Below are 20,529 nucleotides of genomic sequence, written 5' to 3' on the forward strand. Positions count from 1 at the left end.
CCAATGTTGATCGGCCACATGCCCCAGCGCCCCACCTTTCGCAAGCACGAACGCCTTACCGGCCGCGACCGTTTGAAATTAGTGGCCACTACCGGCAAGGTGGTCAAGGTCCATCCCTTTCGCCTCGTTGGCCTGTTGATGCCCTTGGACACCATTGCCCCGGCGCAGGTGGCCTTCGCCATCCCCAAACGGCATGTGAAATTGGCCGTGGACCGCAACCGCCAGCGCCGGCTCATGCGCGAGGCCTACCGGCTCAACAAGCAAACGTGGTACGAGCAGCTGACCGCCAAGAACAGCCAATGTGCCTGGCTCCTGATCTTCCAAGGGAGCAGCCCGCTGCCCTGGGAGGAGACCCGGGAGAAAATAACGCGCATCTTCGACCGTTGGACCCAGGAACATGTCGGCGCTGATCCGTAAGTTGTTCATCGCGCTCATCCGCCTCTACCAAGGAATGATCTCCCCGTTGCTCCCCGGTTCCTGCCGCTACACCCCCACCTGCTCCGACTACGGGGTGCAGGCACTGCGCAAACATGGCCCGTGGCGCGGCGGCCTGCTCACGTTGAAGCGCTTCCTATCTTGCAATCCGTGGGGAGGCCACGGCCACGACCCCGTTCCCTGATAACGATACTGTACATGAAGAACCCGTTCAATTCCTGGAAGAAACCCGCCATCATACTGGCCGTCGCGGCGGGCGGGGCGTTCACCATCGCCGCGGGCGACAATTACTTCGAGGTGGGCAAGAACCTGGAGATCTTCAATGAGCTCTACAAGAACATCAACATCTATTACGTGGACGATGTCAACCCCGGCGAGCTGATCGATACGGGGATCGACGCGATGCTCGAAAGCCTCGACCCCTACACCCAGTACATCGCCGAGAGCGACATGGAGGATTACCGCATCATGACCACCGGGCAGTACGGCGGCATCGGGGCCATGATCCGCAAGAAGGACGACGGGGTGATGGTGAGCGAACCCTACGAGGGCTACCCGGCGATGACCAACGGTATCAAGGCAGGCGACCTGATCCTGAAAGTGGACGGGCGCGATACCAAGGGCATGGACACCGAGGACGTGAGCAAGCTGCTGAAGGGACAGGCCGGCACCAAGGTGAACATCGTCACCAGCCGCGATGGGCAGGCGCCGGAGGACCATGCGTTGACACGGGAGGAGATCAAGATCCCGGACGTGCCATACAGTGGCTTTATTGACCAAGGGAACAAGGTGGGTTATATCAAGCTCAACAGTTTTACCCAGACCGCCGGGCAGGAGGTCCGCAAAGCCTTCACCGAGCTCAAGGAGCAAGGCGCCCAAAAGATGGTGCTGGACCTTCGCGGCAATGGCGGCGGGCTGCTCCGCGAAGCGATCAACATCGTGAACATCTGGGTGCCGAAGGGGCTGACCGTGGTGGAGACCAAGGGCAAGATCTCCGAGTGGGACAAGACCTACAAGACCTTGAGCGAGCCCTTGGACAAGGAGATGCCCTTGGTGGTCCTGGTGGATACCGGCTCGGCTTCCGCCAGCGAGATCGTCACTGGTGCGCTACAGGATCTGGACCGCGCTGTGATCGTGGGCCACCGCACCTATGGGAAAGGCCTCGTGCAACAGACACGGGACCTTTTCTACAACAGCAAGCTGAAGGTGACCGTGGCGAAGTACTACATCCCCAGCGGCCGTTGCATTCAAAAGGTCGATTATGCCCACCATGACAAGGAGGGCAAAGCGGTCATCAAGGCGGACTCCACCATCCTCGCGTTCAAGACCGCCGATGGCCGGCCGGTGTATGACGGGCGCGGCATCGCTCCGGACATCGCAGTGGACCTGCCCCCACTGCCCAAGATCGTGGGCGGGCTTTACCAGGCGGACCTCTTCTTCGACTTCGCCAACCAGTACCAGTGGACGCATGATTCCATCCCGCCGCCGGAGCGGTTCACCATCACCGAGGATATCTACCAGCAGTTCCTCACTTTCGTGAAGGACAAGAAATTCGAGTACCACACCGAGAGCTTGGACGACCTGGACAAGCTGGTGGCGAATGCGAAGAAGGAGCGGTACTACGAGCATTCCAAGGACGCTATAGATGCGTTGCGCACCCGGTTGGACCCGGACCGCGCGGAGGAACTCGAACGGTTCCGGCCGGAGATCGAGGAGGTGCTCAAGAGTGAACTGGTGGGCCGCTACTACTACCAGACCGGCCGGGCCAAAGCGATGCTGGGCTCCGACCCTGCGGTGAAAGAGGCGCTCACCGTGATCAACGGCCCCGCGTACAAGGAAGTGCTGGCAGGCACCTACAAGGCGAACTAGGAACGGCACTCCCGCGCAATGGCCGAGCAAGCGATGCGCCTTCCCGGTACTGTCGGCACCGGGGTCCATTGGCGCATCCATCTGGGTGCCTTGGGCTTGGCGCTGATCATGCTGCCATGGTCCGAGTTCCTGCTCAGCCTTTCGCAGATCATCCTGGGGGTGAACTGGCTGTGGGAAGGCATCGCCACACGTGATCTGGGCGGACGTTTCAAGCGCGGCTTCACCACGAAGGAGAGCGCGGTATTTCTTTCTTTTTTCGGGTTGAACCTATTGGGCCTGTTGTGGACCACCGACCTGAAGTGGGGTCTGGACCTCTGCCGGATCCTGCTGCCGGTGTTCATATTCGGATCGGTGCTGTCCACCGCACCGAAATTGAGCGCACGCCAATTACGCGACCTGCTGCTGTTGGGCGCATGGAGCGCCACGGCCAGCACGATCGCCTGCTTGGCGATGCGCCATGGTGTATTGGCACAGGGCAACTACAGGGAACTCTCTCCCTTCATCAGTCACATCCGCCTGTCGCTGATGCTCTGCTTCAGCATCGCCGTGTTCGTGTATTACTGGCCGCGCACATGGCTGCTGCGGTCGGCACATGTGGCCGCGATCCTCTTGTGTCTCTGGTTCATGGACCAGCTCAGCAGCTTGATCGCCCTGCCTGTGCTAGCTGTGTTGAGCCTCTACTTCCTTTGGCAACTGGTCAGGCAGAGAAGCACTACATGGCGCATCGCAGCGGTGGTTGTCTTTATTGCCGGGGCAGCGGGAAGCACGCTCTACCTGCGCTCCTGCGTGCAGGACTATTGGCATACCGACCCCACGCAGCTCGACCACTTGGACAATGCCAGCGCAGGCGGAGAGGTGTACTACCACGACCTGCGCGACCCCCAGCGCGAGAACGGCCATTATGTGTGGATCAACGTGGCGGACAAGGAAATGAAGCGGACATGGGACCGGCGCAGCGACATTAAATTCCTAGGGAAGGACAAGCTTGGCCAGCCCTTGCGCTCCACCTTGGTGCGCTACCTCGCGAGTATGGGTATGCGCAAGGATTCCACCGGCATCCAGGCCCTGTCACCGACCGATGTGGAGCGGATCGAGAACGGCATGACCAGCGTGGATGAAGGTCGGCAAGGCGCCATGCGCGCACGCATCGAGCAGGTGCTGTACGAGCTGGACACTTATCGAGCGTCCGGGGATCCCAACGGGCATTCGGTCACCATGCGCATGGAGTTCCAGCGTGTCGGGCTGGGGATCGCCAAGGAACACTGGTTGACCGGTGCGGGTACCGGCGATACGCAACTGGCCTTCGATGCCGCATATGCTGCCGAGCAAAGCCCCTTGGCGGGGAAGTGGCGGTTGCGCGCGCACAACCAATACCTCACCCTTCTGATCAGCTTCGGCGTGTTCGGTCTGTTGTGGAGCCTCTTCTCCTGGTGGTGGCCCGCATGGCGGCTGAACGCTTTCCGGCACCCCTTGTTCATCGCCTGGGGGATCATTTTCCTGCTGTCCTGCTTTAGCGAGGACACGCTCGAAACGCAGATGGGCGCCACCTTCTTCGCGCTGTACTACGCGCTGTTCGTCTTTGCCGCACCGCCTATACCATGCGGAACTAGAAATACGTCCGAAGATGCGAAGCTATTTTTTGATCAGGCGCCCCGCAATGCTGCGGGGCAATAAATCGTTGCATAGCCATAGCTACGGAACTATTTCTTGAAGAAGCTTGGGCGGAAAAGAGCGAGCAGGTTGGGCGTATTTCTAGTTCCACGTGGTATTATTTCGGTAGAAGGTCCAGCACCCGTTCCGGTGGGATCCGTGTGATACAATCGCACACCTCGCCTTTCACGCATCGCGGGCAATCAGGGTCCTGGACCAGCACATGCGCATCCTTGCCCAACGGCGCCCAACGGCCCGGATGGAGGGGCCGCTTCATGTTGAACAGTCCGACGGTGCGGATGCCCGCCGCTGCCGCGATGTGCAACGGGCCGGTGCTCGCCGCGATCAGCGCATCGGCCTTGCCGATCAAGGCCATCAACTGTGTCAGCGAGAGTTTGCCGCCGGTGTCCGTGACATGGGGAAGCTCGACCGGGAGCGCCTTGCGATAGATCTCGGCCTCCGTTCGCGTGCCGGTTAGCAGCACATGGTAATGTTCCGGGTCCAGGAGCTGCATGAGCTTTCCGAAGTTCTCCAAGCCCCATGCGGCCCCGGTCACCTTCAACGGGTGCAGAATGACGTTGATCCGGTCCGTCCGAAGTTGTTCAAGCACGGTCGTATCAGGTTGCGGCACATGAAGGCCGATCAACGGGATCAATGAGCTTACATCCTCCGGCACGGCGATGCCGAACGGCGCCAACAGCTTGAAGTTCAATTGCGCCTCGTGCAGGTCGCTGTTCTTGCGGCTGAAATGGACCCGTTCGTTGCAGGTGGTCCAATGCCAAAGACGGTGGCTGGTTCCGATCCGTCGCGTGATGCCCGCCTGCTTGGCCCAGCGTGCGACTTCCTGGTGCGGGAAGACATGGACGATCGCTTCAGCACCTGTCTTCCGCAAAACCTCCGGGACTCTTGGACCGGCCTCTTGCAGGTCTTCCAATGCCAAGACCTCGTCCACATGTACGCAGTGCGCCCATAGCGGCATGGTGTATCGCTTCACTAGGGCGATGATGCGCGTGCCGGGCGCCTTGGCCTTGATCGCACCCGCCATGGGCAGTGTGAGCAGCGCATCGCCGAGGTTGTCCGGCCGGCTCAAGATCACGGTGCCGGGAATGCTCATGCCTTTTCGCGCCACAACTGCTTCAGCTTGGCGTATTTGAGGAACGTGGCGTGGGCGCTGATCCGCGCGATCACAAAGCCGTGGTATCCGTCCAGAAAGCCGCCACGGAAGAGGTAGTCCCCGATGAACTTCGCGATGGGGCTGATGAGCAGTTTCACCAAGCCCGCTTTCCGGCCTTGTTGGTACAGGGCGTTCGAAGAGATACCGGTGAAATAGTCCACCTGTCGCAGGTGGTCACTGATCGAATTGTAGCTGTAATGCAGCAGATCTCCGGTCAAGCGAATGGTCCGCGAGCCCGGTTCCATCTCATACTGGTCGTGCGGGTTCGTTCCGCCCCAAAGGCCTTTCCGGCTGTCCCACAAGCGCAACTTGATGTCCGGGTACCATCCGCCATGGCGGACCCAGGTGCCGCAGTAATTCGTCAGTCTCGCCATGCTGTACCCGTCCGCGGAAGGTGCCCCGCGCTTCACTTCCAGGATGGACCGGATGAGCTCTTCATCGAGCGCTTCGTCCGCGTCCAAGGAGAGCACCCACGGGTACTTTGCCTGTGTGATGGCCCAGTTCTTCTGCTCGATGTGGCCCTCAAAGGCGTGTTGCACGAAGCGTGCGCCGTGTTCCAAGGCGATCTTCTCCGTGGCGTCCATGCTGAAGGAATCCACCACTACCACATCATCGGCCACCTGCTTCACCGAAGCGATGCAACGCGCGAGGTTGCGCTCCTCGTTGAAGGTGATGATAACGACCGAGATCTCCATCGCGCCGAAGGTAGCCGGGCCGCTGTCAAACAACACGCTTCAATGGGCGACCATGAAGCTGCCACGGGCGATCGCCGCACCCTGGTCCAAGATGCGGTAGAGGTACATGCCCGTACCCAATCGCTCCGTGCCCACAATAGCGTTCCCCTTGTTGAACTGCTGTTCCAGCACCGTTCTTCCGGCCGCGTCCGTCACCATCAGGTCCAGTGCCCCCGTATGCCCCACGGCAATATGGAGAAGGTCGTCGGCCGGCTGTGGGTAGATCCGGACGGCCATTGAAGTGGGCACCTCATCGATCCCGGCGGTCCCGAACATCAGGGTGACACAATAGTCTTCCGTCTCGCCGTAGTCGTAGGTGGTGCAGCCGTTGTCCGGGGCCGCATTGTACTTCATCACCACCCGCATCCGCGCAGGACCGGCGGTGGCGGTGGCGGGGACGGTGAGGATGCCGTTCAGCTCCTCGGTCACCGTATTGCCGGCATCGAATATCAGTTCGTCGGGCGTGAACTGCCCGTTGCGGTCCATGTCCAGCCACACGGTGAAGTATTCCGGATAATGTGCACTGGTGGCATAGCCGGGGGTGAGAATGATCGGATATGGCAGGTCGATGGAGAGCCCCGTGGTCTGTTCCGTGGTGGTGATGTCCGCATAACCTCCATCGCTTCCGGAGGTCCGGTCGATGCCGTTCACCTTCACCCGGGTGATCCATTCCGTAGCGGCGCTGCTACCCCGGCTGGTGCAGAACACACCTTCAACACACTGGCCACATCCCGGGACATGCAGCGCCGTGGAAGTGGACCAATCAGCCGTTGTGCCGTCGCAGGTGCTGCGCATCTGCACCTCGATGTCCGAGCACGGGGCCAGACCGGAGATCGTGGTGTTGTTCCCGCTGAGGCCATCCAGCTCCGTCCATGGAAAAGTGCCCAAAACACGGTAGCGCAGGTCATAGGCGTTGGACGCGAGCACGGTGGTCCATGCGATGGTCGCGCCCATGGTATCGACCGCCGTTGCCGTGATACTGAGCGGGGCGGTGCAGCAGCCTTCGGTGGTCCAGAGGAGCGTGGGGCTGAACGCGCTCACATCGGTGCCGCAATCGGCTGCTACTTGGAACTCATAGGCTTGGCATACGGCAAGACCGGTGAGCGCTAGCTCGGGGCTTGTGCTCCCGGGGACCGTGGTCCATTCCGTGCTGCCCGGAAGGCGGTAGCGCAGAGCATATGTTCCCGGCAATGCGCTCCAGCCGATCACGGCCTCCCCGATGGCATTGCTGGTGGCCGTGAGGTTGTACGGTACCGGACAGGCAGCGCAACTGTCCATCAGCAGTTGCACGCTGTTATAGGCATTGATGCGCCCTCCGGTGACCGTGTTCCCCGGCAGGTTGCCCACTTGGTCCACACCGGCGAACAGGGCTTCGCGCACCCGTAGTGCGGCCTCCTCCGGGTCGTTGTGGGCGATGGAGGCCAAACTGACGCAAGGCACGCTGTACATCAGGGCGATCACCCCGGCGGTAAGCGGGCTGGCGAACGAGGTGCCGTTGGCGGAACCGGTGCCCCCACCGATGTGCGTCGTGAACACGCCAGCTCCCGGGGCACCCACATCAACGGTGGTGGCACCATAGCCGGAGAAGGTCCGCACGTCGCTGCTGTTGGTGGCGGTAACGCTGATCATAAAATCGCTTGGGCAGGCCGTGGGCAGGTCGCCGACCACGTCCACGTCCACGTTATTGTTAGTGGTGGAACCGCAGTTGAGCACACCGGCCGTTCCCAGCGTGTCGTACACCGCGCACCAGAGCGGGGCGTCCGCAGGCTGCCCGCCGTCCACGCCCCAACTGGCGTTCGTGGCCACGATGAAGGCGCCTTTCGCACCATTGGTGGAATTGTAAAGCCTGCGCATGATCAAGGGGTAGGTATAAGCCGTGATCACGTTGGCCTCTTCGGCATCCTGATAGTTCACCGGCATCATCTTCACGTGCCAGTTGGCGCCTACCACTAAGCTGTCGTTGTTGCCCACGGCACCGATCATGCCGGCCACCTCCGTGCCGTGCCCGCCGGAATAGACCGCGTCGTTCCCGGCCACGGGATCCCAGCCGCGCACATCGTCCACATAGCCGTTGCCGTCATCGTCAATCCCGTTGCCCGGGATCTCCCCACGGTTGATCCAAGCGTTCGCGGCCAGATCCGGATGGCCCAGGTCCGCTTTTTCAATGATCGCCACCACGATGGTATCGCCCGCGGCCGTAACACCACCGGTGGTGATGTCCCAAGCCAGTTCGCTTTGGATGTTCTGGTGCTGCCACTGCTGCCCGAACTGCGGGTCGTCCGGCGTGTTCCGTTCCATCACGATATGATTGTTCTGTGCAAGCTGTACGGCCGGATGGCCTTGGAACGTCCGCAGCATCACTGCCTGGTCCACCGCGGCGGTATCGAAATGGAAGAGCCACGCCCGCATCGGTGCGGACACCTCCCTCATCAGGTGAAGCGAAGTGGATCTACCGTCCACGATAGCCAGATCCTTCACCACATCGTCCGGGGTGGCTCCGGGGCGCAGCATCGTAAGGATGTCGCCGGGTACGATGGCGGCTTGTGGGAGCACCGTGGCGGCACATCCCGACAGGAACAGGAAAAACAGGGATCTCTTCAGGAGCATGGTCCAAAATTAGACGCTCCGGGCTTGGCATTCGTGGCCCGGGTCCATCAGGACTTAATGATTATTCTTGCGTGAAATTCGACCACCATGAGCAGCATGGGAAGATCCATCGTATTAGCATTTGCACTTTTAATGTCGCTTGCCGCCATGGCCCAAAAAGGCATGCAGGATGTTGTTTACCTGAAGAACGGCAGCATCATCCGCGGAATGGTGATCGAGCAGGTGCCCGGTGTTTCCATCAAGGTGGAGACTGCGGACAAGAGCGTCTTCGTATATCCGATGGATGAGGTGGAGAAGATCACGAAGGAGCCGGCCGTGAGGTCCTCCGTGGCGAACGCCGGGATCGGGAAAGGCTATGAGGGCCTGGTGCAGGTGGGTTATGGCATCGGCGTGGGACTGTACGGGGAGGACCGGGCGAAATTCAATTTCATCAACGGCTACCGTTTCAACCCCCACTTGATGACCGGTATCGGCGTGGGCGTCAGGGCTTACACGGGTTCCGGCGAGACCACGTTGTTCGTGCCCTTCTTCCTGCATGTTCGCTACACCCCCTTGGACCGTAAGATCTCGCCCTATTTAGCGGTTGACTTCGGCACATCCTTCAATGCCTCGGAAGATTTCAGGACGGAGGGGATCATGCTGAACGCGGGTCTTGGCGTGAGCATCCGGACCGGGGAAAGCACGGCCCTGCTGCTCGGCTTTGGGCTGGATCTGCAAAAGCACAGTGTTTACGAGCTGATGCGGATCAATTATCGCAACGAGCTCGTTGAACGCGGCGTGAACTCGAGTGCCTTGAGCTTCAACGTCGGATTCTCCTTCTGACGTGGGAACCCGCCTTACCGCTGCAGGAGAACGCGCACCGACCCCATGCCTTCATCCGCTTGGAACCGGAGCAGGTAAATGCCGTCCGGCACCTCTTTCCCGAACGTGAATTCCACGCTTCCGTGCGCATCACGAATGCTCTTTTCCGCGACCATGTGCCCGTCCATGGCGATCATCCGTAAGGCCACCTTCCCTTCTAACCTTGGATCGATCACTTGTACCTGGTCCGTTGCCGGTTGAGGGAATACGCGCGTTTCCGGCGGACTTTGTTCCGCGATACCGGTGACCGAACAGTTGGACGGACCACTGGCCAACGGTTCCAGGAAAGCGGCGATGTTGGCGGCACGCTGGACCAGGTTGCCCGGCGCATGATAGCTGCCGTTGTTGCCGTACCGTATGCAATCGATCACAGCGATGTCGCTGTTGAAGGGATCGCAGGAGATGAAGTCCGTGGTGAAATTGGGCGGATCGGGCATCGCCTCGAACGTGGCCTTGATCGCATTACTGCCGAGAATGATGGGATAGGTGTAGTGCCATGGAGTTGCTCCGAGGTTGCAGTATCCGGACATGGTCTGGTACGGCCTTCCGACGTTGAAGGGGACGATGCCATCGCAGCTCTGATGGAAGAGGTAGACGCTCGGTGTATCCACGCCCTGCCACCAGTCCAGTGCGATCGCATCCGTGGGCACGCCGCCGAACAGGTTCACCACGCCACGGACGCGCGCATCCGTCCCGTTCAGGTTCAACGTGCCGTCAACGGGGCCAAGGTCAGGACGTTGGAGCATGGTGCCGGTCGGGGTCCATGTCTGCAGCCCGCAGGCGTAGCCGGTCTGGTTCAGCAGGTTCGCGCCGGGCACGGGCGCGTCGGGGAGATCACCGCAGGAGGCGGGTTTTTCCTCCGGCCGGTCCAAGAAGCCCACCGCCAGCGCGTTGAAACCACCGGCGCTCTCACCGCCCACGAAGGTCTTATCAGCGCAGGTACTGTCGATGTCAGCACGCGCTTTCAGCCAGCGGATCGCCCCCTTCACGTCCTGTTGCGCCCGGTAGAGCGCCCGCACCATTTCCAAGGTGTCCGCCGCGTACAGGCTGAGGTATGCCCCTGGCCATACGGGCGGCCCTGCCGGAGTGGGCACATAGGCCGCCTTCTGATAGCCCAGCCGATAGTTCACGCTGGCCACCACATAGCCACGGCCGGCAAAAGCACGCGCCAAACCCACCACCCCGCTGTTGCCGTCGTTCTTGCAACCGGCCAACCAGGAACCGCCATGCACCAAGACGAGCAAGGGACGGGCATCGTCCGTGTTGCCGATCGGCTTGTACAGGTCCAGCGTCAACGTCACCGGGACGCCGAGGTAGTTCGGGGCGGTGCCATAGACCAGGTTGCTGTCCACGCGGAAGGCGAATTGATCGGGCGTGACATAGTTCTGGGTGCAAGCCGCCTGTGAAAGCAGGAAAAGCAGCGGCAACGTGAGCGAGCGTCCGGTCATGGATGTTGTGTAGAACTGCAAGTTATGTACTGGAGAGGGAGTTAGGCCAGAGAACCCAAGAACTGGCGCTAGAGTTAGGCCGGCACGAACCTCCGGCCAACGGCCGTCCTCTCGTGCCAGTGTCAATGGTTGCCGTGCCAGGGTCCAGGACCGCCGACTTTCCATGTTCGTACTGTTCAACTGCCGCTACCTTCACGGCCCGATCCCAATTCCATATCCAAAGGCATGTCCCTTACCCTTGATAACGCCGGTAATAACAATGAGGACAAGCGCCTCTTTCTCCTGGACGCCTTCGCCTTGATCTACCGCGCCTATTTCAGTTTCATCCGCAACCCGCGCATCAATAGCCAGCGGATGAATACCAGCGCGGCCTTTGGCTTCACGCTGACGTTGATGGACCTGATCAAGCGGGAGAAACCCACGCACATCGCCGTGGTATTCGACACCGCCGCGCCCACCGAACGGCACATCACGCACGTTGAATACAAAGCCAACCGGCAGGAGATGCCGGACGACATCCGCAGCAACGTGCCGTATATCCGCCGCATCATTGAGGCATTCAACATCCCGGTGATCGAAAGCGACGGCTACGAGGCGGACGATGTGATCGGCACACTGGCCAAGAAAGCGGAAAGGGAAGGCTACACCACCTATATGGTGACGCCCGACAAGGACTTCGGACAATTGGTGACCGGGAAGATCTTAATGTATAAGCCCGGCCGCAGTGGCGCGCCACCAGAACTATTGGGGCCGAAGGAAGTCTGCGCGCGCTGGGACCTGGAGAACACCGATCAGGTGCGCGACATCCTCGGCCTGATGGGCGACGCGGTGGACAACATCCCCGGCATTCCCGGCATCGGCGAGAAGACCGCCATGAAGCTGGTGAAACAGTTCGGCAGCTTGGAAGGCGTCATCGACGGTGTGGAGCAGCTCAAGGGCAAGCAGAAGGAGAACGTGATCGCCTTCGCGGAGCAGGGCCGGATGAGCAAGGCGTTGGCCACCATCCTGGTGGACGCACCTGTGGAGGTGGACCATACCGCACTGCACCTGGATCCGCCGGACGAGGAGAAGATCAAGGAGGTGTTCAGCGAACTGGAATTCCGCAGTCTGTTGAAGGCCGTACTGGGCGTAGATGCACAAGTGGAAGCCGCGCCCGCAGCACGCAAAAAGGCGGCAGTGCATGCGGACCAGATCAGCATGTTCGGGAGTGAAGGAGGTGAGGGAGGCGATGGAAGGGAGGGAAACGAGGGGGGGATGGGAAGTGCTGCCATGGCCGACCTCACCACCACCCCGCACGATTACCGAATCGCCGACACGCCTGAAAGACAGACGGCCTTGGCTAAGGAGCTGACCGTGCTGGAGAAATTCTGTTTTGACACCGAGACCGACGCCCTCTCCGTGCAGAATGCGGAGCTGGTGGGCCTCTCCTTCAGCTGGAAAGCACATGAAGGATGGTACGTCCCGGTGCCCGCCGGGAAGGAGCATGCACAGCCCGTTGTGGAGCGCTTCCGTGCCGTGCTGGAGGACCTGAAGATCGAAAAGGTGGCGCAGAACCTCAAGTATGACATGCTGGTGATGGAGCGCTACGGCGTCAGCGTGAAAGGCCCGCAGTTCGACACCATGCTCGCGCACTTCCTGCTGGAATCCGACCTGCGGCACGGCATGGACTACATGGCCGAGACCATCCTGCACTACAGGCCGAAGCCGATCACCGATCTGATCGGGCCGAAAGGCAAAGGCCAGAAGACCATGCGCGACGTGCCCGTGGAAGCGGTGGCGGAATATGCCGCGGAAGATGCCGACATCACCTGGCAGCTCCATGAAAAACTGGCGCCTCAACTGAAGGAAAAGGAACAGGAAAAACTCTTCAAGGAAGTGGAGATGCCGCTAGTGCGCGTGTTGGCGGACATGGAGCGCGAGGGCATCCGCCTGGACGTGGACGCATTGAACGCCTTCAGCAAGGAACTGGGCGAGGACATCCTGGTCCTGCAGGAGAAGATCATCGCGGCCTGCGGCGTACAATTCAATATCGATTCGCCCAAGCAGTTAGGCGATGTGCTGTTCGAGACGCTGAAGCTTGGCGGCGAGAAGCCGAAGAAGACACGCACCGGCCAGTACCAGACCAGCGAGGACGTGCTGAGCGCCATGGCCCACGAACATGCCGTCATCCCTTTGATCCTGGACTACCGTAGCCTGCGGAAGTTGAAAGGCACCTATGTGGATACGCTTCCGCTCGCCGTGGACCCTGCGGACGGCCGCGTCCACACCAACTACCGTCAGGCCGTGGCGGCCACGGGCCGGTTGAGCAGTGATGAGCCGAACCTGCAGAACATCCCGATCCGCACGGAGAAGGGCCGTGAGATCCGCAAGGCCTTCGTGCCGCGTGATGAAAATTACGGCCTGCTCAGCGCGGACTATTCGCAGATCGAACTGCGCATCATTGCGCACATGAGCGGCGACGCCAACATGCAAGAGGCCTTCCGGCAAGGGCTGGACATCCACGCGGCCACGGCGGCCAAGGTGTTCAATACGCCCATCGAAGCGGTAACCCGTGAACAGCGTGGCCGTGCCAAGGCCGTCAACTTTGGTATAGCCTACGGGCAAGGCGCGTTCGGCCTCAGCCAGAACCTCGGCATCCCGCGCGGGGAGGCACAGGGCATCATCGACGGCTACTTCGCGGAATTCCCCGGCGTGAAAGGCTACATGGACGAGATGATCGGTTTCTGCCGGGAGCACGGATACGTGCAGACCATGATGGGGCGCCGGCGTTACCTGCCGGACATCCAAAGTGGCAACAACACCGTGCGTGCGGCGGCGGAGCGGGTGGCCATCAATGCGCCCATGCAGGGCAGCGCGGCGGACATCATCAAGGTGGCCATGATCAGGATCCATGACAAGATCCGGGCGGAACGCATGAAAAGCAAATTGCTCCTGCAGGTCCACGACGAACTGGTGTTCGACTGCTTGTTGGAAGAGGAGGAAGAGCTGATGGCGATGGTGAAAGAGTTGATGGAAGGAGCGCTTGCCTTGGCCGTACCGCTCGTTGTTGACATGCGCGTGGGGAAAAACTGGCTGGAGGCCCATTGATCCGGACCTTTCGGATAGGCACCTTTACCCCGTTCATCAATTCCGAAGTAAGCCCACATGCGACCGAACTCCATCATTTACGCCACGATCGCGACCTTGACGTTGGCCGCATGCGGCGGCGAACAGCCGCAACAGGACAACCTCACCGTTACCCCGGTGGACTCCACCGCAGCGCTTCGCGCCGAGCATACCAAGAACATCTTCCACAACATCCCTTCGCCGATGGAGACCGCCGCACTCCTAAAGAAGGCCGGTTCGGAATACGACAAGAACATCCTCAACGACGTGAAGAACGTGGACAACTACACCGCGGCGAGCAAGCAGGCCCTCAACCTCGGTATTTATGGCGCGGACCTCAGCTATGCCAGCGTGTTCAACAATACCCAGGAAAGCATGCTCTACACCAGCTGTGCGCAGAAGCTGGCCAAGAAGCTGGACGTGACCAACGCCTTCAATGAGGAGGTCGTGAGCCGCTTGGAGAAGAACAGGAACAACCGCGACTCGCTCCTCAGCATTATCAGCGAGACGTACTGGCACGTGGACGCCTACCTGAAGGAGAACCAGCGGGACAACATCAGCGCGCTGATGGTGGCTGGCGGCTGGATGGAAGGGCTGTACATCGCCAGCCAAGTGACCAAAGCGCACGACACACCGGAGTTGCGGCAACGCATAGCTGAGCAGAAGCTGCCGCTCACGGACCTGATCGAACTGGTGGAGACCTATAGCCCCGACGATGCAGCCGTGGGAGTGGTGCTGAAGGACCTGAAGGCGCTCGACTCCCTGTTCGCCGATGTGACCGTACCCTCAGGCAACAGCACCGTGACCGAGGAGAACGGGGTGACCACCATCGGTGGCACCGCACCGCAGGCCGCCCTCACCGATGCCCAATTGAAGTCCATCACAGACGCCGTGGCCACCATCCGCGCCAGCTATATCAACTAAGACCGGTCATGAAGCACCTTACCACGATCATCGCCGTCCTGTTCTTGGTGGCACTGCCCTCCGTTTCCAACGCGCAATGCCGCAGCTTTGCCAAGAACAAGTGCATGCCGTCGATGGCACCCTACAAGTTCAACGAGACCTTCAATGCCGCACAATTGGCGCCCGGCGAAGAGGCCCAGGTGGACCTTACCTTCTACAGCGGCCAGGAGTATCGGCTGCTGGTGTGCGCCCATCCCATCCTCGGCAACGTGAACTGGCAGTTGCAGGATGCAACCGGAAAGTCCCTGTTCGAGAGCAGTGCCGACGCACCCAAAGATCATTTCGACTTCAAAGTGGCCACCACCCAGAAGCTCAAGGTCCACATTGCCGTGCCCGAGGCGGACAAGGGCGGGAACAACTTGCTCACCGTCGGTTGCGTCGGCATCTTGGTAGGCTACAAGGAATAACCGGCTTGGTCACGCATGAAAAAGGCCCGGGGATCACCGGGGCCTTTTTCAATTGCACATGGCCCGCGATCAGCGGGTCGCTGTCATTCCTTGGTGAATTTCGCCACGCGCACTGCATCGTGTTGTTGGAGGCGGACGAAGTACATGCCTCCCGACAGCCCGCTCAGGTCCATCGTCCATTGGGCCGTGCCTGCGGGCCGGGTCCCTTCCGCGATGGTGCGCACCGGTCGGCCCAACAGGTCGACCAGTTCCACCTTCACCGGCCCGGCATCCTTCAGGTGCGCCGTGATCACCGAGCGGTCATGCGCCGGGTTGGGCACCACCGTCAGGGTGTTGGACGCATCCCCGGCCAGCTCGGACACAGCTGTGGTGGATCCCGTGATGTTGATGTCGTCTATCCATAGGTTGTTGCCACCGTCACTTTCGAACAGGAACTTGAAGCGCAGGTTGGAGACGATGAACAGACTGCCGATGGGCGAGGTCTCATTATACCCCCATTGGCCAGGGCCATTGGGCGTAAAAGAGCCGGTGGTGATGGGCGCCGTGACCAAGGCATCCCCGCTCAATGTGCGCCGAAGGCTCCAAGTATCGCCGCAATCGCGACTGGCATACACCCGCAGGACGTCGTTGTTGGCACTGGACCGTTTGGCATAGGCATAGCGGAAGCTGAACACCACGGGGGGGGCGGTGGTGATGTCGATCGTGGTGCTGATCAATTCATCCTTGTTGCCTGTAGTGGAGGAGGAGTTTTGCAGGCGGACACTTTTTGAACCCGTGAACGCCGCCGCCGAGCTCACTTGGAATGTTCCGTCGAGTTCACTGTCGTTCACCGTCCAATCGTTGGAAGGCAGCGTGGTCACCGCCTCGAAACCCTCCACAAAAGGCAGCGCCATACCGGCGTATGGAAGCACCCGCACGTATTGCTGTTCGGTAGTGCTCTGGCTCTGGCTGCCATTGCCCACGGTAAGGCTGACATTGAAAAGCCCGGGGGTGTCGTACGTGACCACGGGGGTAACGGCATCGGAAGTGGCCGGGGTCCCGCCCTCGAAGGTCCAGTCCCGCTCGGTAACCCCGTTGAAGCTGGCATCGGTGAACGTGACGGACTCACCGGCACAGATCACGCGCTCAGTGCTATTGAACTGCACGGCACAGATCACCGGGTCCAAGGATACCCCGGTGAGGGCCAAGTTCGAGGTGGTCCACAGGTTGTTGCGGGAGGCGGTCGAGCTGTTAAGCGCGGCCAGCACGCGGTTCTTCTGGCCATCGGTGAACATCTTGGAGCAATAGGAGTATTCCATGAAGTTCTCCACGTTGTCCAATGCCGACCCGCAACTAGCGCCCCGGAGGTTGCAGGAGGTCCAACCGATCGTGTTCGGCGTATCCGACACGTTGTCGTCGGTACTGCAATTGGAGGTGACGCCCGGATCGTTCGAATCGCCCCAGCAATGCTTGAGGTTCAACCAATGGCCGGCCTCATGGCTCAGGGAGTGTGAGTTGTTGAGACTGCTGGTGCCGATGGCACCCACGTAAGAGCTTAAGATCACGATACCGTCCGCGGCCGCACCCCAGCTGCCGGACACATCCGAGGGATACATGGAGTAACCTGCCGCACCTCCGGCGCTGGCGGCCACCCAGATGTTCAGGTACCGGTTGCGGGGCCAGTCGATCAAATTCTTCATCTGCTGGTTGCCCGAATTGGTCAACGAGCTTACCGTACGGGTAATCCCATTGGTGCAGTTGCCGTCCGGGTCCAGTTGGGCCAATTTAAAGGTGATGCCGATATCGCCCACCGAGCTGAGGAACTCGGGTTGCACGTCCTGCCAGTCCGGGGTCATCTTGTTGTAGTCCTCGTTCATCACGCGGATCGCGTCATACACCTGAAGGTCGCTGATGTTTTCCGGCCCGTTCTCATGGATGATATGGAACACGACCGGGATGATGTAGTTGGTGCCACCGCCCCGGGCAGCGTCCGCCTGCCAGGCCTGGGTGAAATGCTCCAAATTGTCCGCAGCGGTCTGGATCTCCTGTAGGCGCACGGGGTCGTTGTTGACCAACGGGCCCATGAGGCTCAGGTCGTGCGCACGACAACTGAAACCGGACTCTTGGGCGGAAGCGGCCAAGGGGCCGAGAAGAAGGGCGGAAAGCAATAGCGAAAAGGCACTTCGGGACATACGGGAGAGATTTTTCATGTTCATGGTCTGTCCCAAATTTACGGGATCCCTGACATTTCCGGCCAAGCTCGGCCACCAAGCGGCAGGGCACTCTTGGGTTCCAAGGGACCGGTAGGGCGAGGTTCCTACCCCAGTGCTTGTTCCAGGTCGGCGATGAGGTCCTGGGCATCCTCCACGCCCACGCTGAGGCGTATGAGCGAATCGGTGACGCCCGACTTCAGGCGCACCTCGCGGGGAATGCTGGCGTGCGTCATGCTGGCCGGATGCCCCATGAGGGATTCCACGCCGCCAAGCGATTCCGCCAAGGTGAAGAGTTCACAGGAACTGAGGAATTTGATGGCATCCTCCTGTTCGTCACCCTTTATCGTAAAGCTCATCATGCCGCCGAAATCGCGCATTTGCCGTTTGGCCACGTCGTGGTTCACATGGCTTTCCAGGCCGGGCCAGTACACCTTGCCCACCTTGGGATGCTTCACCAACCATTCCGCGATGGCGCGACCGTTCGTGCTGTGCCGCTCCATGCGCAGGTGCAGGGTCTTCAGGCCGCGCAGCACCAGGAAGCAATCCTGCGGACCGGGCGTGCCGCCGCAGCTGTTCTGGATGAACGCTAAGCGCTCGGCCAGGTCATCGTCGTTCACGATCAATGCGCCCATCACCACGTCGCTGTGGCCACCGAGGAACTTGGTCACCGAGTGCATCACGATGTCCGCGCCCAGGTCCATGGGGTTCTGCAGATAGGGCGAGGCGAAGGTGTTGTCCACCGCCAGTAGGATGTCCTTCCCTGCTGTGAGTTTCGCAATGGCAGCGATGTCCACGATGCGCAACGTGGGGTTCGTCGGTGTTTCCACCCACACCAACTTGGTCTTCGGCGTAATGGCCGCAGCCACGTTGGCCGGATCCTCCATGTCCACGAAAGTGAACTTCACGCCGAACGGCTCGAAGATCTTGGTGAAGAGGCGGTAGGTGCCGCCGTAGAGGTCATTGGTGCTCACTACTTCATCACCCGGCTTCAACAGCTTCACCACCGCGTCGATGCTCGCCATGCCGGAGGCGAAGCAGAGGCCGTGCTTGCCGTTCTCCAGTTCCGCCAGCGCGTTCTGCAAGGCCGTGCGTGTGGGGTTGTGCGTGCGGCTGTATTCGTAGCCCTTGTGGTCGCCCGGTGCCGCCTGCACATAGGTGCTGGTCTGGAAGATGGGGGTCATGATGGCACCGGTGGAGGGGTCGGGCTCCACGCCGGCGTGTACGGCCTTGGTCGAAAATTGCATGGCAAGGTTTGAAATGGGCCGCGAAGGTATCCAAGGTCTTTCCCAGTGGGAGATCGACGCTCCGACGCGCCATGGGCGGGACCGGCCTTGGTTTTTCCTGTCAGAGACCGAAGCCGTCCGCGATCACGCAGGTGCTGTGGAAGCCGATATCGATGGACCGGGGTCCGGGGCTGCCGCCTTGGCAAGGGCCGTCCCCCGCATCGATGGCCAGCGCATGGCCCAGGTCCTTGAACACATAGCTGGTGACCGCCGCCCGGCCCGAACTGTCGCGATAGATGTACTGCGCGATCCCGGGATGGCCGCCCAGGTCATTCGCCACCTCCTCCGGTGTGGTATCCATTCCGTTCAGTCCTGCCCACTGGTCGACCAGCTCATCGGATGCGCGCGGGTCCACCACATGGTCCTTCAGGCCGTGCATCACGATCAATGGAGGCCAAGGCCCAGTGATCCCGGGGAATGACCGGTCGACGATCCCGCGCCATTCGTCCGGGGTCCGGTCCACCGGGTCCATCATCGTCCGCATCGCTGCGAAGGCACTGACATCACCGAGGAAGGGGCCGCCCGCGATCACCGCACCGCCCTTGAACACGGCCGGGTGGGCCACCAAGAGGTTCACGGCCATGGCAGCTCCTGCGGACACACCGTATACGAACACGCGTCCCGTATCCACCGGCATGGTGCGCATGGCCTGGCCCACCATGGCCATGATGGAGGCCGCTTCTCCGTCCGGTCCTTGCGCATCGCGGTAGCGGAACCAGTCGAAGCATTGCGCCATGTTGTTCACGCCCCGTTGTTGCGGGCAGAGCAGGATGAAGCCGCGCAGGTCCGCAAGCTTCCCCCAGCCGCTGATATCGAGCAGCTCCTCCGCTGTTTGTCCGCAGCCGTGCAAAGCCACCACCATGGGAAGGGAGGCACGGGCTTCGTTGGCCGCCGGCGGCAGGAGGACGAACATCCGCAACTTCCCGGGGTTCGGGCCGGGAACGTCCACCTCTTGCAGCCCTTGTGCCGCAACACCGCCTGCGCGGAGGAAGATCAAAAAGAGTAGAAGAAGTACGCGCATGTCCAGTGACCCATCAACGTTGCAGGTTGACCTTGTAGTGCAAGCTACCATCGCGGGTATGACCCGGCCGGCCGGTTTCGCCGCTTCACCAGGTTGCTGCTTTGATCCTTGCACCCTCATGGCAACCTCTTCCCGAAGTCCGGGATCGGGAGCATGTGCGCACGCAACCGTGCCGATCTTCTGTTAAAGACTCCCGATCTCGAAGGAAATCGCTCTCGAGGGCAGTAACCTTGATCATGCTCATGGATCGCCTTGTCCCCTTGTTGTTCATTGCGGCGTGCTGTTCTTGTGCTTGCGATCAGGATAGTAATGTTGTATCGGGCGTACGGCTTCAGGAAGACCCCGTTATTGTATACAAGAACTCGGCCGGTGTGGAAATGAATGCTTTGACGTTCGATATCGTTCAACGCACCTGTGCCATGTATTTCGCAGTGCGATCGCGGGCCATTGATGAGTCCATCGGCTTTGGCCGGGACCTCGATGAAGTCGATGTACACTGGAACAAGTGTCCGGGCGGGAACATGGTGGCCTGCGCCAAGGTACCTTCCGCGAACGGCGACTCCACCCAGATGGGCATTCCTTGGCCGTATTGAGGGGACGTGCCGAAGTCCGCATATTGCCACCTTGTTCGCCCACACGAAGCGCTTCAGTGCCCGCGTCAGGGACTGGTGAGCGGATACTCGAGGGCTGATCGGCCCATGAACCTCGGTATTCCGTTCCGGAGGCCACGGTGGAGCCACGCTCTCCAAGCCTGACCATACACAACTGACGTCCGATCAA

The 20,529-nt window shown here is 60.7% G+C and carries 16 protein-coding genes; 9 read left to right on the top strand and 7 right to left on the bottom strand.

All coding sequences use genetic code 11. The features are described from left to right. Positions 1-18 precede the first annotated feature (18 nt). Genes IPP95_11870 through IPP95_11885 form a run of 4 tightly spaced genes read left to right on the top strand, consistent with a single transcriptional unit; the run spans position 19 to position 3,978 of the window. Positions 19-417, top strand: coding sequence for a ribonuclease P protein component (locus IPP95_11870; protein ID QQS71874.1), 399 nt, complete (start codon positions 19-21; stop codon positions 415-417). After that, the gene (gene yidD / locus IPP95_11875; GenBank protein ID QQS71875.1) at positions 398-619 is read left to right on the top strand and encodes a membrane protein insertion efficiency factor YidD; all 222 of its coding nucleotides are present in this window, start codon (positions 398-400) and stop codon (positions 617-619) included. The genes IPP95_11870 and yidD overlap by 20 nt, the downstream gene beginning before the upstream one ends. Before the next feature lie 14 nt (positions 620-633). Further along, the gene (locus IPP95_11880; protein QQS71876.1) at positions 634-2,304 is read left to right on the top strand and encodes a S41 family peptidase; all 1,671 of its coding nucleotides are present in this window, start codon (positions 634-636) and stop codon (positions 2,302-2,304) included. Between the two features lie 18 nt (positions 2,305-2,322). Further along, entirely contained in the window at positions 2,323-3,978 is a 1,656-nt protein-coding gene (locus tag IPP95_11885; protein ID QQS71877.1) for an O-antigen ligase family protein, read from the top strand. A 94-nt stretch (positions 3,979-4,072) separates the two neighbouring features. Here IPP95_11885 and IPP95_11890 read toward each other — a convergent pair whose 3' ends face one another. Genes IPP95_11890 through IPP95_11900 form a run of 3 tightly spaced genes read right to left on the bottom strand, consistent with a single transcriptional unit; the run spans position 4,073 to position 8,469 of the window. Next, complete coding sequence (locus tag IPP95_11890) at positions 4,073-5,068, bottom strand: glycosyltransferase family 9 protein (GenBank protein ID QQS71878.1); 996 nt, start codon at positions 5,066-5,068, stop codon at positions 4,073-4,075. Beyond that, positions 5,065-5,823 (bottom strand): glycosyltransferase family 2 protein, encoded by a 759-nt coding sequence (locus IPP95_11895; protein QQS71879.1) that lies wholly within the window; start codon positions 5,821-5,823, stop codon positions 5,065-5,067. Before IPP95_11895 ends, IPP95_11890 begins: the two co-directional genes overlap by 4 nt. Before the next feature lie 39 nt (positions 5,824-5,862). Continuing rightward, complete coding sequence (locus tag IPP95_11900) at positions 5,863-8,469, bottom strand: S8 family serine peptidase (GenBank protein ID QQS71880.1); 2,607 nt, start codon at positions 8,467-8,469, stop codon at positions 5,863-5,865. Positions 8,470-8,565: 96 nt separating this feature from the next. Between IPP95_11900 and IPP95_11905 the strand changes: the two genes are divergently transcribed. Further along, positions 8,566-9,291: a hypothetical protein gene (locus IPP95_11905; protein ID QQS71881.1), complete on the top strand. Its 726-nt coding sequence runs from the start codon at positions 8,566-8,568 to the stop codon at positions 9,289-9,291. 14 nt (positions 9,292-9,305) lie between these two features. Here IPP95_11905 and IPP95_11910 read toward each other — a convergent pair whose 3' ends face one another. Next, the gene (locus IPP95_11910; GenBank protein QQS71882.1) at positions 9,306-10,778 is read right to left on the bottom strand and encodes a carboxylesterase family protein; all 1,473 of its coding nucleotides are present in this window, start codon (positions 10,776-10,778) and stop codon (positions 9,306-9,308) included. Positions 10,779-11,003: 225 nt separating this feature from the next. On the opposite strand from IPP95_11910, the gene polA reads away from it, so the two are divergent. Genes polA through IPP95_11925 form a run of 3 tightly spaced genes read left to right on the top strand, consistent with a single transcriptional unit; the run spans position 11,004 to position 15,253 of the window. After that, positions 11,004-13,865, top strand: a complete 2,862-nt coding sequence (gene polA, locus IPP95_11915; protein ID QQS71883.1) for a DNA polymerase I — start codon at positions 11,004-11,006, stop codon at positions 13,863-13,865. 57 nt (positions 13,866-13,922) lie between these two features. Further along, positions 13,923-14,807, top strand: a complete 885-nt coding sequence (locus IPP95_11920) for a hypothetical protein (protein QQS71884.1) — start codon at positions 13,923-13,925, stop codon at positions 14,805-14,807. A gap of 8 nt (positions 14,808-14,815) precedes the next feature. After that, entirely contained in the window at positions 14,816-15,253 is a 438-nt protein-coding gene (locus IPP95_11925) for a hypothetical protein (protein ID QQS71885.1), read from the top strand. Positions 15,254-15,336: 83 nt separating this feature from the next. Here the strand turns inward: IPP95_11925 and IPP95_11930 are convergent, their stop codons facing one another. From IPP95_11930 to IPP95_11940, 3 genes are all read right to left on the bottom strand, one after another. Further along, positions 15,337-17,448: a T9SS type A sorting domain-containing protein gene (locus IPP95_11930; GenBank protein ID QQS71886.1), complete on the bottom strand. Its 2,112-nt coding sequence runs from the start codon at positions 17,446-17,448 to the stop codon at positions 15,337-15,339. Positions 17,449-17,549: 101 nt separating this feature from the next. Beyond that, positions 17,550-18,689 (bottom strand): cystathionine gamma-synthase, encoded by a 1,140-nt coding sequence (locus IPP95_11935; protein QQS71887.1) that lies wholly within the window; start codon positions 18,687-18,689, stop codon positions 17,550-17,552. Between the two features lie 100 nt (positions 18,690-18,789). Further along, positions 18,790-19,749 carry a PHB depolymerase family esterase gene (locus IPP95_11940; protein QQS71888.1) on the bottom strand — a complete coding sequence of 320 codons (960 nt, stop codon included), beginning with the start codon at positions 19,747-19,749 and terminating at the stop codon, positions 18,790-18,792. 242 nt (positions 19,750-19,991) lie between these two features. Between IPP95_11940 and IPP95_11945 the strand changes: the two genes are divergently transcribed. Then, on the top strand, positions 19,992-20,342 hold the full coding sequence (locus tag IPP95_11945; GenBank protein QQS71889.1) for a hypothetical protein: 351 nt from the start codon (positions 19,992-19,994) through the stop codon (positions 20,340-20,342). Positions 20,343-20,529: the final 187 nt, after the last annotated feature.

The organism is Flavobacteriales bacterium (genome assembly GCA_016700415.1).
In the GTDB taxonomy this organism is placed as follows: domain Bacteria; phylum Bacteroidota; class Bacteroidia; order Flavobacteriales_F; family PHOS-HE28; genus PHOS-HE28.

Excerpts from the sequence above, each read along its gene's own strand:
- yidD (QQS71875.1), top strand. The coding sequence starts at position 398 with ATGTCGGCGCTGATCCGTAAGTTGTTCATCGCGCTCATCCGCCTCTAC.
- IPP95_11930 (QQS71886.1), bottom strand. The coding sequence starts at position 17,448 with ATGAACATGAAAAATCTCTCCCGTATGTCCCGAAGTGCCTTTTCGCTA.
- IPP95_11880 (QQS71876.1), top strand. The coding sequence starts at position 634 with ATGAAGAACCCGTTCAATTCCTGGAAGAAACCCGCCATCATACTGGCC.
- IPP95_11925 (QQS71885.1), top strand. The coding sequence starts at position 14,816 with ATGAAGCACCTTACCACGATCATCGCCGTCCTGTTCTTGGTGGCACTG.
- polA (QQS71883.1), top strand. The coding sequence starts at position 11,004 with ATGTCCCTTACCCTTGATAACGCCGGTAATAACAATGAGGACAAGCGC.
- IPP95_11910 (QQS71882.1), bottom strand. The coding sequence starts at position 10,778 with ATGACCGGACGCTCGCTCACGTTGCCGCTGCTTTTCCTGCTTTCACAG.
- IPP95_11870 (QQS71874.1), top strand. The coding sequence starts at position 19 with ATGCCCCAGCGCCCCACCTTTCGCAAGCACGAACGCCTTACCGGCCGC.
- IPP95_11920 (QQS71884.1), top strand. The coding sequence starts at position 13,923 with ATGCGACCGAACTCCATCATTTACGCCACGATCGCGACCTTGACGTTG.
- IPP95_11905 (QQS71881.1), top strand. The coding sequence starts at position 8,566 with ATGGGAAGATCCATCGTATTAGCATTTGCACTTTTAATGTCGCTTGCC.
- IPP95_11945 (QQS71889.1), top strand. The coding sequence starts at position 19,992 with ATGGATCGCCTTGTCCCCTTGTTGTTCATTGCGGCGTGCTGTTCTTGT.
- IPP95_11885 (QQS71877.1), top strand. The coding sequence starts at position 2,323 with ATGGCCGAGCAAGCGATGCGCCTTCCCGGTACTGTCGGCACCGGGGTC.
- IPP95_11900 (QQS71880.1), bottom strand. The coding sequence starts at position 8,469 with ATGCTCCTGAAGAGATCCCTGTTTTTCCTGTTCCTGTCGGGATGTGCC.
- IPP95_11890 (QQS71878.1), bottom strand. The coding sequence starts at position 5,068 with ATGAGCATTCCCGGCACCGTGATCTTGAGCCGGCCGGACAACCTCGGC.
- IPP95_11940 (QQS71888.1), bottom strand. The coding sequence starts at position 19,749 with ATGCGCGTACTTCTTCTACTCTTTTTGATCTTCCTCCGCGCAGGCGGT.
- IPP95_11935 (QQS71887.1), bottom strand. The coding sequence starts at position 18,689 with ATGCAATTTTCGACCAAGGCCGTACACGCCGGCGTGGAGCCCGACCCC.
- IPP95_11895 (QQS71879.1), bottom strand. The coding sequence starts at position 5,823 with ATGGAGATCTCGGTCGTTATCATCACCTTCAACGAGGAGCGCAACCTC.